Below are 9,480 nucleotides of genomic sequence, written 5' to 3'. Positions count from 1 at the left end.
TGGCGGGCGCGCTCGGCGTGGCCGTCACGGACGCGCTGCTGGAACGCGGACTGCTTCAGCAGTCGACGGGCTTCTCGGTCACCGACGCGGGTCTCGGATGGTTCGCGGACCTGGGGATGGACCTGTCTGCCCGGCCCGGCAGCCGCCGCCCGACGGCGCGTTCCTGCCTGGACTGGACGGAACGCCGCCCGCACCTGGCGGGCCGCGCGGGTGCCGCGCTCTGCACGTACGCCCTGGAGAGGGGCTGGTGCGAACACATCGGCAGCCAGCGGGCGTTGAGGGTCACCGGCAAAGGCCGGGACGCTCTCGCAGAGCTGCTCGGGATGCCCGCGGAAGTGGCCGCATGAGCGCGTACGAGACCTTCCGCGCACTGCACCACCGCGAGCAGCCCCTGTTGCTGCCCAATGCCTGGGACCACGCTTCGGCCGCCGCCCTGCACCGTCGCGGCTTCCCCGCCGTCGGCACGACGAGCCTGGGCGTCGCCTCGTCGGCCGGGCTTCCCGACGGCAGGCGTGCGGCGCGCGCCGAAACCCTCGCTCTCGGGCGGGGGCTGGCGCGGCTGCCCGTACCGGTCAGCGTCGACATCGAGGACGGCTTCAGCGATGACCCGGTCCAAGTCGCCGAGCTGGCCACGGAGTTGGCACGGGCAGGGGTGGCGGGCGTCAACATCGAGGACGGGCGGTCCGACGGCACCCTCACGGATCCGGTCCTCCACGCGGCCAAGATCACCGCGGTGAAGGAGGCCGCCCCCGGTCTCTTCGTCAACGCCCGCACCGACACGCACTGGCTCGGCGTGGACGCCACGGTCGAGGGGGTGCTGCGCCGCTGCGCGGCATACGTGGAGGCGGGGGCCGACGGTGTCTTCGTACCGGGGCTGACGGCACTGGACGAGATCGCCCCCGTCGCGAGGGAGTCGGCGGCACCCCTGAACGTGCTCCACTCCCCGGCCCACCCCACCCGCGAACAGCTTGCGGAGGCGGGGGTGCGGCGCATCAGTCTCGGCTCGCTGCTCTTCCGCGCGGCGTTGCAGCACGCCGTCGACCTGGCCTGCTCGATCGCTGAACCGGGCGTGGAGCAGAGCGCGCGGATCCCGGGCTATGCAGAAGTGCAGGGGCTGCACGAGGAGTTCGGCCCGTAGCCGTCGTCCGGAGCACCTGTGGGCGGAGCCGCGCGTCGCGAACAAGGAGTGGGTCCGGGTCATCGACGTGAGCGGCCTCCGCCCGTAACAGACGGCGGGTTCACGGCCGGTACACGTACGGGGTGGTCGTGCTCAGCGCGGCGAAGCCGAGCCTGCGCAGGATCGGGCTGCTCTCGCTGGACGCGTCCACCTGCAGATAGCGGTAGCCGCACTCGGCGGCGATGCGGGCGCGGTAGGCGATCAGTGCCCGGTAGATGCCGCGGCCCCGCCATTCGGGGACCGTGCCTCCGCCCCACAGGCCGGCGAAAGGCGTGCCCGGCAGCAGCTCCAGCCTGGCCGCACTCACGGGGACCTCACCGGCCATGGCGACGACGACCACCACGCTCGTCGCGGACTCGGCGAGCTGCGCCCGGAGTTGGTCCCCGAGCCACGTGTCCGGCTCGCCGAACGCGGCCTCGTGAACGTCCGTGACGAGGTCGAGTTCCGCCGGCTCGGTCACCTGACACAGCCGCACTCCCTCGGGGAGCCGGACCTCCGTGGACAGTTCGGCTGCCTCGGCGACCATGAGCGTCTCCTGAGGCTCGGGCGTGAACCCGGCCGCCTCCAGACGTGCACCCAGATCGTGCGGACGGTCGTGGGCGTAGAGCTTCCACTCGAACTCCCGCTCCTCCGCGGTGAAGTACCCGACCTGTGCCTGGATCGCCGCGTCCGCGGTGTCCGCGTCCACGTCGGACCAGATGACACCGGTCCAGCCGTTCCAGTCACGGTCCGCGCCGACCTGCCGCACCACGTCGCCGACTCGCTCGACGCGGGAGCCCGTCCCGTCCGCCGGGGCGTACTGGCGCATCCGCGCGTCGAATTGAGCGAGTACGGCTTCTGGGTCCATCCGCTCAGCCCAGCACCCCCGCCGGGGCCCGGCAACGGGTTTTCGCCCTCCCGGGCCCCGCAGGCCGACGCCGCCGCAGCCGACGGCGGTGAGACAACGGACGCGTCCTTCTCGGAACGTCGGCCGGCTCGGTGATCCCGACGTCCTGGTGCCGCCTGGCTGTCGCCGTTGCGGTCCTGCCGGGCGGGGCCAGCCGGGCGGCTGGAGCCGCGCGCATACACCCGCAGCGCTGGAGGGAATGATGAGCACGGGCTGAAGAGTTCGATTATGATTCCCCGCCCGCCAACCGTTCGTACGGCCGAGAGGCGGGGCCCGTGGCAGGTCACGGGTGCCTGCCACGGGGGAGATGCGCCGTGTCGTCATCCATGCCAGCGTTACCGAAGATCGGCACCTTGATCGGTGCCCTCGAAGAACACATCACGCTCCCGCCGGGCAATCGTGGTCCGTCACCTCTGGTGGTGCTCAGCCAGCTGAACGAGGGCCGGGAAGCGGAATTGATCGCCGATGGCCTGTGCGCCCGCTTACGGGCGGGAGGACGGGCGCGCGTCCCGTACGCACAGGTCGCAGGGGCACCTTCAGGGCCGCGGAGTGAACGGGTCGGAGAGGTCTTCCAGAAGCTCGAGGAGGAGCTCAAGCGGAACCGGCCTGGGGGCTTCGGACGGTTGCGATTACCCCAATTCACCCTGATGTGCAGTGTCGTCGAGACACAGCTCGCGGAGCGCCAGGCGTCCGTCCGGGCGAAGGAACTGCGCGATCAGTGCTTCGCGGAACGCCGCAAGGACTCCAACCTCCTCAAGGCGCTGGCGGTGATCAGCGGCGGCGACCAGTCCCCGACGGGTGTCCCGTCCCTCGTCTGGTACTGGACACGCCAGCCCCTCTTCAACGTCCTGCCGCGCTGGCTGTACGGGCGGCTGCAGGAACGACGGATGACGCGGAAGGGCAGCTGGTACCGGCAGTGGTCGACCCTGCCCAAGGGCACCGGCTTCTTCCAGGATGCCGCGCGGTTCGCCGACGAAGCTCCTGCCCCCGGTACCGAGAACATCGTCCGTGGAGGCCTCTTGGATCCCTCCGACGGCGAGCCGGAGACCGAAGACGAACGCGAGAAGCGGCTGGAGCGGACCACGGACGTGCTCCTGCGGGCCATGCTCTCCGATCTGGACGCGGCCTTCCACCGGCGCAGGATCTCCCCCTGGGGGCGGCGGCGGCAGTCCAGATTCGTGATCGTCCTTCCGCAGACCGATGCCTACCGGGACTGGACGCCGCGCCTGATCGGGAAGTTCACCGTGGCCGTCGAGCAGACCGGGAGCACCGGCGTGGTGCTCGTCGCCGCCGAACGCTCCGAGGGTGAGCGCACAGAGAACCTCTCCGAGGCGGCCGTCACTCTCAAGTCCTGGCTGGGTTCACCGGGCAGCGGCGGCGCACGTGTCGTGCGGGTGGGTGTGGAGAGTGTGCAGTCGCCTGATCCCGACGCCATCCGGTGGCTGGGACGCTATCCGGAGATCTCCGTCCCGATCTGTTCGGACGTCGCGCCGGTCGCCGAGGCGGCCGTCGCAACGGCCGTCACCCTCGGTCTCCTCGCGGGAGGGGGTGCCTACGGCGTGCAGTGGGCGCTGGATCGCAGCACCTCGGAGTGCATCGGCGCCGCGGTGCGACCCGCTTCGTCCTTCCCCGAATCGAACCGCAAGCCCGGCGGTTCGGAGCCCCGTGAGGTGTACGACGCCGCAGCCGCCTCCATCGGACGCCAGAACAAGGCAGCTGACAGAGCCGAGAAGCGCGGAGCTGTCGTACGCACGGTCGTCTACCTGGGCGTGCCCGTGAAGGTCGGCTCCTGGGAGGACGCGCTCTACAGCGGGGCGATACCCGAGGTGCGGGGCATCGCCCTCGCCCAGGAAGAGCTCAACGAGGAGACGTCCAGGGACCAGGGCAACAAGGTCTGGCTCCGCGTGCGCATCGAGGACGCCGGGGCGAGGTTCTCGAAAGCACCGGCCGTCGCCAAGGCCCTTGCGAAGGAAGCCGGTGAGGCGAAGAGCGACCTGGTGGGAGTCGTGGGCCTGGGACAGAGCCGCAAGGCCACCATGGAAGCCCGCGACATCCTCGGGGGCGCCGGACTGCCCATGATCGGAACTGTCGCGACGGCGCAGGAGATGCAAGGCCATCCCATGTACCGCCAGGTGGCGCCGGACAACGGCCGCGAAGCGCGGATCGCTGCGGACTTCGCCCGGCGCGGCAACATCGTCCGTACCGCGCCGGACACCTGCGCACCCGCCGAGAAGGCGGTGGTGATCGCGAACCCGAACGACACGTACAGCAACAACCTCAGCGTCCGCTTCACTGAGGCGTTCGGAACCACCCACACGCTCTGGTACGACCCCGACGGGAAGGACACCGGCCGGCCCGCCCGGTCGGAGAACGCCGAATGGGTCGGAACACCCCGGGAGATGGCCGAGCAGGTGTGCCGGCACCTGAAGGACGACCCCCGCACCGTCGTGTACTGGGCCTCGCGGTCCAACGAGTTCAACGCGTTCCTCGACGACTTCGACGGCGGAACCGCGTGCAACGGCCGGGTGAGCGTCCTGGGCGGAAACGACCTGACGAACTCCGTCGTGGACAAGCAGAAGCCCAGCGAGAACCACCCCGGTACCCGGCTCTACTACGCAGCGCATGCTCTGCCCGACAGCTATCCCCCGCACACCCGGGCCAGGACGTTCCGGCACGACTACCTGGCCCGGTACGGAAGGGATCAGTGGAGCAACGACGGCCGCACGCCGCTGGCGTGGGACGCGATGCGGGTCCTCTCCTACGCGGTCAACACGGCACGTCACGATGTGGCGCCGGCAGGGTTCGACGCGAGCACCGTGCAGCTCGCCCTCGTCAACGGGCCGGGCGGGGAAGCGGGAGTCCGCGGTGCCACCGGGTCGCTCGTGTTCGGCAACCACGGCCAGGTACCGCGTGACAAGCGGCTGCTCATCCTGCACGACACCAAGCGCGGCGCGGAGGTCGCGCTGGAGTGCGGAATACGCGACAACGGCGACGAGCAGGAGAGATGGGGATCGAAGAAGGAGTTCGCCTGTCCGAAGGACCAGGATGAGGGAGAGGACGGGGAACAGGACTAGGGCGTGTCCGCAACGTCCCGCCTGGGGCGGCGGACGACGCTACTTTGCGGACACCCCCTAGGACGGACCGGACCTGGAACCCCTCGTCGTCCGGATCCTCGTCACAGGCGGCGTGCGGAGCGGGACATCCGCAACGGCGGATTGCCGCCTGCGTCCCGGCGCCGCGAGCCACGCCACGATCCGGACGACGACGTGCCTGGTCGCACGGAACGCCCGTTCAGGGCAGCACCGCGATGCCGTCCAGTTCGACCAGGGCCTCCTCGTCCCACAGCCGCACCACGCCGACGACCGCCATCGCCGGGTAGTCACGCCCCGCGCAGCGGCGCCAAATGCCTCCCAGTTCGCGGGCGTTGTCGCGGTAGGCGGAAACGTCCGTGGTGTAGACGGTGACGCGGGTGAGGTCGGCGGGGCTGCCGCCGGACGCCGCGAGAGCCGTCAGCAGATTGGTGAGCGCCTGCTCGAACTGAGCCGGGAGAGTGTCGCCCACGACGGTGCCCTCGCCGTCCAGCGCAGTCTGCCCGGCGAGGAAGACGAGCCGGGAGCCCGTCGCCGTCACCGCGTGGGAGAAGCCGGTGGGCGGGGAGAGTTCGCCGGGGTTGGTGCGCTGGAGGTGGGGGCCGCTTGCAGCGTCGGTCACCTGTAGAGCTCCTTCGCGATGATCGAGCGCTGCACTTCGCTGGCGCCCTCGTAGATGCGGGGTGCGCGGACCTCACGGTAGAGGTGTTCGAGGAGGTGGCCTCGCTGGAGGGCCGAGGCTCCGTGGATCTGCACGGCCGTGTCGACGGCCTGCTGCGCCGTCTCGGTGGCCAGCAGCTTGGCCATCGCCGACCGCCGGGCGATGTCGGGCTCTCCGCGGTCGTAGGCCGCCGCTGCCGCGTAGACGAGCAGGCGTGCGGCCTCGATCCGGGTCGCGGTCTCCGCCAACTGGTGGGAGACGGCCTGGAGATCGCGCAGCGTGCCGCCGAAGGCGGCCCGCTTCCCGGCGTGTTCGACGGACGCGTCGAGCGCTGCCTGCGCCATGCCGGTCGCGAAGGCGCCGACGCTGGGTCGGAAGAGGTTCAGCGTGCGCATCGCGACGCCGAAGCCGCCGTCCACCTCACCCAGCAGGTCCTCACGGGAGACCGGCACGTCCTCGAAGGTCAGGGTGCCGATGGGGTGCGGGGAGAGCATCTCCAGTGCCTCACCCGTAAGTCCGGGCCGTCCGGCGGGCACCAGGAAGGCGCTGACGCCACGGGATCCGGCACCCTCGGTCGTACGCGCGAAGACGGTGTAGACGTCCGCGAAGGGCGCGTTGGAGATCCATGTCTTGGTGCCGGTGAGGCGCCAGCGCTCGCCCGTGCCGTCCGGCTCGGCCCGCAGCGCGAGAGCTGCCGCGTCACTGCCCGCGCCCGGCTCGCTCAACGCGAAGGCCGCCACCGCACGGCCCGCCGTCACCTCGCCCAGCCAGCGTTCCCGCTGTTCGGCCGAGCCCGCCAGAGCGAGGGGGCCCGCGCCCAGACCCTGCAGGGCCAGAGCCGTCTCGGCCTCGGTGCAGGAGTAGGCCAGGGACTCGCGCAGCAGGCACAGGTCCAGAGCGCTCGCGGGGCGGCCGTCGGGCGCGAAGAGACGGCCGAGCAGGCCGAGTTCGCCGAGCTCGGCGAGGAGTTCACGGTTGACGGCGCCGTCCTCACCGGCCTCGGCCAGCGGGCGCAGCCTGTCGGCGGCCAGGGCCCGTAGCTCCTCACACCACTTCTGCTGCTCCGGCTCCAGCGCGAACTCGGGCATCGGCAGGGCCTCCTCGTCGCCGTGCGGCTGATCGCCGTACTGCTGATCGCTGTATCGCGGACCGTTGACTGTCGTCACCAACACGTTACGCTCAACGGCACACCGGCGATACCGGCATTCCAGGCCCTGCCAGAAGGCAGGCGAAGGCCGCAAGGGGGCACCACCATGCACCTGAGCCCGTCCGCGCACCTCGACACCTTCGCCCGCGACCATCTGCCACCGCCGGAGGAATGGCCGCAACTGGTCTTCGACCGTCCCGAGCTGCACTATCCCGACCGTCTCAACTGCGGCGCCGAACTGCTCGACCGCACCGTCGAGCGCTTCGGCGCGGAGCGGCCGGCCCTCCGCGCCGACGACGGCGAGGTGTGGACCTACGGCGAACTCCGCACCCGGGTCGACCGCATCGCTCACGTCCTGACCGGCGACCTGGGCGTCGTACCGGGCAACCGTGTCCTGCTGCGTGGCCCCAACTCCCTTCATCTGGCGGCATGTTGGCTTGCCGTGATGAAGGCGGGCGCGGTCGCCGTCACGGTGCTCGCCGCGCAGCGCGCCCACGAGCTGCGCACCGTCTGCGCCATGGGCCGCATCAACCACGCGCTGTGCGACATACGGTCCGTCGACGAACTGACCAAGGCCGAGGTGCCGTTGCTGCGGGTGACGACCTTCGGCGGCGAGGCGCCCGACGACCTGCTGTCCATGAGTGCGTCGAAGCCCGAGCGTTACGAGGCGGTCGAGACCGCCGCGGACGACGCCGCGCTGATCGCCTTCACCTCCGGCACCACGGGACAGCCCAAGGGCTGCGTCCACTTCCACCGTGACGTGCTCGCCGTCGCCGACACCTTCTCCGCCCATGTGCTGCGCCCGCAGCCCGAGGACCTCTTCGCGGGCAGCCCTCCGCTGGGCTTCACCTTCGGACTCGGCGGCCTCCTGATCTTCCCGATGCGCGCCGGAGCGACGGCGCTGCTGGGGCACTGGAGCGGCCCGGAGCAGATGCTCGAGGCCGTCGAACGGCACCGCGTCTCCGTGCTGTTCACGGCTCCGACCGCCTACCGGGGGATGCTCTCCAAGCTCACCGCGACACCGCCGGACCGCGGTCGCCCGTACGACATATCCTCGCTGCGCCGCTGCGTCTCGGCCGGAGAGAACCTTCCCGCGGCAACCTGGGAGTCCTGGCTCGGGACCACGGGGCTGCGGCTGATCAACGGGATCGGCGCGACGGAGATGCTGCACATCTTCGTCAGCGCCGCCGACGACGAGATACGCCCGGGCACCACCGGTGTCCCGGTCCCCGGTTTCGAGGCCCGCGTGGTGCACCGCGACCCGGACGGAGGTCTCGTGCCCGTTCCCGACGGCGAACCGGGACTGCTCGCGGTACGCGGCCCCGTCGGCTGCCGCTACCTCGCGGACGCGCGGCAGCGCGAGTACGTGCGCGACGGCTGGAACCTCACCGGCGACACCTACATCCGGGAACCCGACGGCTACTTGCGCTACGTGGCACGCGCCGACGACATGATCGTCTCGGCCGGGTACAACATCGCCGGGCCCGAGGTCGAGGACGTCCTGCTGCGGCATCCCGATGTGGCGGAGGCGGCGGTGGTCGGCCGCCCCGACGAGCTGCGCGGACAGGTCGTGGTGGCGCACGTCGTGCTGCAGGACGGAACGGCGGGGTCCGCGGTGGGGAGCGAAACAGCCGCGGAACTGCGCGACTTCGTCACCTCGGAGCTCACGCCGTACAAGTGCCCCAGAGAGATCGTCTTCGCCACGTCGCTGCCGCGTACGCCGACGGGGAAGCTCCAGCGGTACCTGCTGCGCGAAGCCGCCCAGGAACCACCGATCTAGAGTGACGGCGTGAACGAGCAGCCCCCCACCGTGCCCAGGCCGTCGCCGAGTTCGCTGATCCTCACCTTCTACGGGGCGTACGGGCGGGCCTTTCCCGACAGCACGGTCCCCGTCGCCGCCCTGATCCAGCTCCTCGGGGCGGCGGGCGTCGACGGACCCTCTGTCCGCTCGGCGGTCTCCCGGCTCAAGAGGCGGGGGCTGCTGACCGCCGACCGGCCCGGCAGCAAGGCCGCCGGATACGCGCCGTCGCAGGCCTGCCGCCAGCTGCTCGACGACGGCGACCGCCGCGTCTACGCGCGGCCCGAGCCCGACGGCCGGTGGCTGCTCGCGGTCTTCTCCGTTCCGGAGAGCGAACGGGGGCGCCGTCACATACTCCGCTCCCGCCTGGCCCGGCTCGGTTTCGGCAACGCCGCCCCCGGCATCTGGATCGCACCGTCCCACCTGGAGGAGGAGACCCGGCACAGCCTCGCGCGCCTGGATCTGACGCCGTACGTGGATCTCTTCAGCGGTACGCACGAGGGCTTCGAGCCGACGGCGGAGGCCGTCGCACGCTGGTGGGACCTGGGGGCTCTCGCCGCGGCGCACCGATCGTTCCTGCACATGCACGAGCCGGTGCTGCGTTCCTGGTCACGGCGCCGCAGAGTGCCGCCCGAAGAGGCTTACCGGGACTACCTGCCCGCCCTGGACGCCTGGCGGCGCCTGCCCTACGCGGACCCGGGGCTGCCCATATCGCTGCTGCC

Annotated in this window: 7 protein-coding genes and 1 pseudogene; 5 read left to right on the top strand and 3 right to left on the bottom strand. The window is 71.1% G+C overall.

Annotated elements, in window-relative coordinates; translation table 11 throughout:
* Positions 1 to 347: pseudogene (locus H5J26_RS24745) on the top strand (transcriptional regulator); the annotation flags it as partial.
* Positions 344 to 1,138, top strand: a complete 795-nt coding sequence (locus H5J26_RS24740) for an isocitrate lyase/PEP mutase family protein (RefSeq protein ID WP_181768171.1) — start codon at positions 344 to 346, stop codon at positions 1,136 to 1,138. The pseudogene H5J26_RS24745 and the gene H5J26_RS24740, both read left to right, overlap by 4 nt.
* A 100-nt stretch (positions 1,139 to 1,238) precedes the next feature.
* Here the strand turns inward: H5J26_RS24740 and H5J26_RS24735 are convergent, their stop codons facing one another.
* On the bottom strand, positions 1,239 to 2,024 hold the full coding sequence (locus tag H5J26_RS24735; protein ID WP_181768170.1) for a GNAT family N-acetyltransferase: 786 nt from the start codon (positions 2,022 to 2,024) through the stop codon (positions 1,239 to 1,241).
* Between the two features lie 365 nt (positions 2,025 to 2,389).
* On the opposite strand from H5J26_RS24735, the gene H5J26_RS24730 reads away from it, so the two are divergent.
* Positions 2,390 to 5,137, top strand: coding sequence for a hypothetical protein (locus tag H5J26_RS24730; protein WP_210771724.1), 2,748 nt, complete (start codon positions 2,390 to 2,392; stop codon positions 5,135 to 5,137).
* 217 nt (positions 5,138 to 5,354) lie between these two features.
* Here H5J26_RS24730 and H5J26_RS24725 read toward each other — a convergent pair whose 3' ends face one another.
* Positions 5,355 to 5,774 (bottom strand): RidA family protein, encoded by a 420-nt coding sequence (locus tag H5J26_RS24725; protein WP_181768168.1) that lies wholly within the window; start codon positions 5,772 to 5,774, stop codon positions 5,355 to 5,357.
* Complete coding sequence (locus H5J26_RS24720; RefSeq protein ID WP_181768172.1) at positions 5,771 to 6,901, bottom strand: acyl-CoA dehydrogenase family protein; 1,131 nt, start codon at positions 6,899 to 6,901, stop codon at positions 5,771 to 5,773. Before H5J26_RS24720 ends, H5J26_RS24725 begins: the two co-directional genes overlap by 4 nt.
* 165 nt (positions 6,902 to 7,066) lie before the next feature.
* Between H5J26_RS24720 and H5J26_RS24715 the strand changes: the two genes are divergently transcribed.
* Positions 7,067 to 8,740, top strand: a complete 1,674-nt coding sequence (locus tag H5J26_RS24715) for an AMP-binding protein (protein ID WP_181768167.1) — start codon at positions 7,067 to 7,069, stop codon at positions 8,738 to 8,740.
* Between the two features lie 9 nt (positions 8,741 to 8,749).
* On the top strand, positions 8,750 to 9,480 hold a 731-nt coding region (locus H5J26_RS24710; RefSeq protein WP_181768166.1), incomplete at its 3' end, for a PaaX family transcriptional regulator C-terminal domain-containing protein.

The organism is Streptomyces albidus (ex Kaewkla and Franco 2022) (assembly GCF_013870515.1).
Lineage (GTDB): Bacteria > Actinomycetota > Actinomycetes > Streptomycetales > Streptomycetaceae > Streptomyces > Streptomyces albidus.
Note: the sequence above shows the minus strand (reverse complement) of the source record. Positions and strands in the feature narration are given on the sequence as shown.

What these genes read in the sequence shown, in the direction of transcription:
- H5J26_RS24715 (WP_181768167.1), top strand. Translation starts at nt 7,067, where the DNA reads ATGCACCTGAGCCCGTCCGCGCACCTCGACACCTTCGCCCGCGACCAT.
- H5J26_RS24740 (WP_181768171.1), top strand. Translation starts at nt 344, where the DNA reads ATGAGCGCGTACGAGACCTTCCGCGCACTGCACCACCGCGAGCAGCCC.
- H5J26_RS24735 (WP_181768170.1), bottom strand. Translation starts at nt 2,024, where the DNA reads ATGGACCCAGAAGCCGTACTCGCTCAATTCGACGCGCGGATGCGCCAG.
- H5J26_RS24730 (WP_210771724.1), top strand. Translation starts at nt 2,390, where the DNA reads ATGCCAGCGTTACCGAAGATCGGCACCTTGATCGGTGCCCTCGAAGAA.
- H5J26_RS24720 (WP_181768172.1), bottom strand. Translation starts at nt 6,901, where the DNA reads ATGCCCGAGTTCGCGCTGGAGCCGGAGCAGCAGAAGTGGTGTGAGGAG.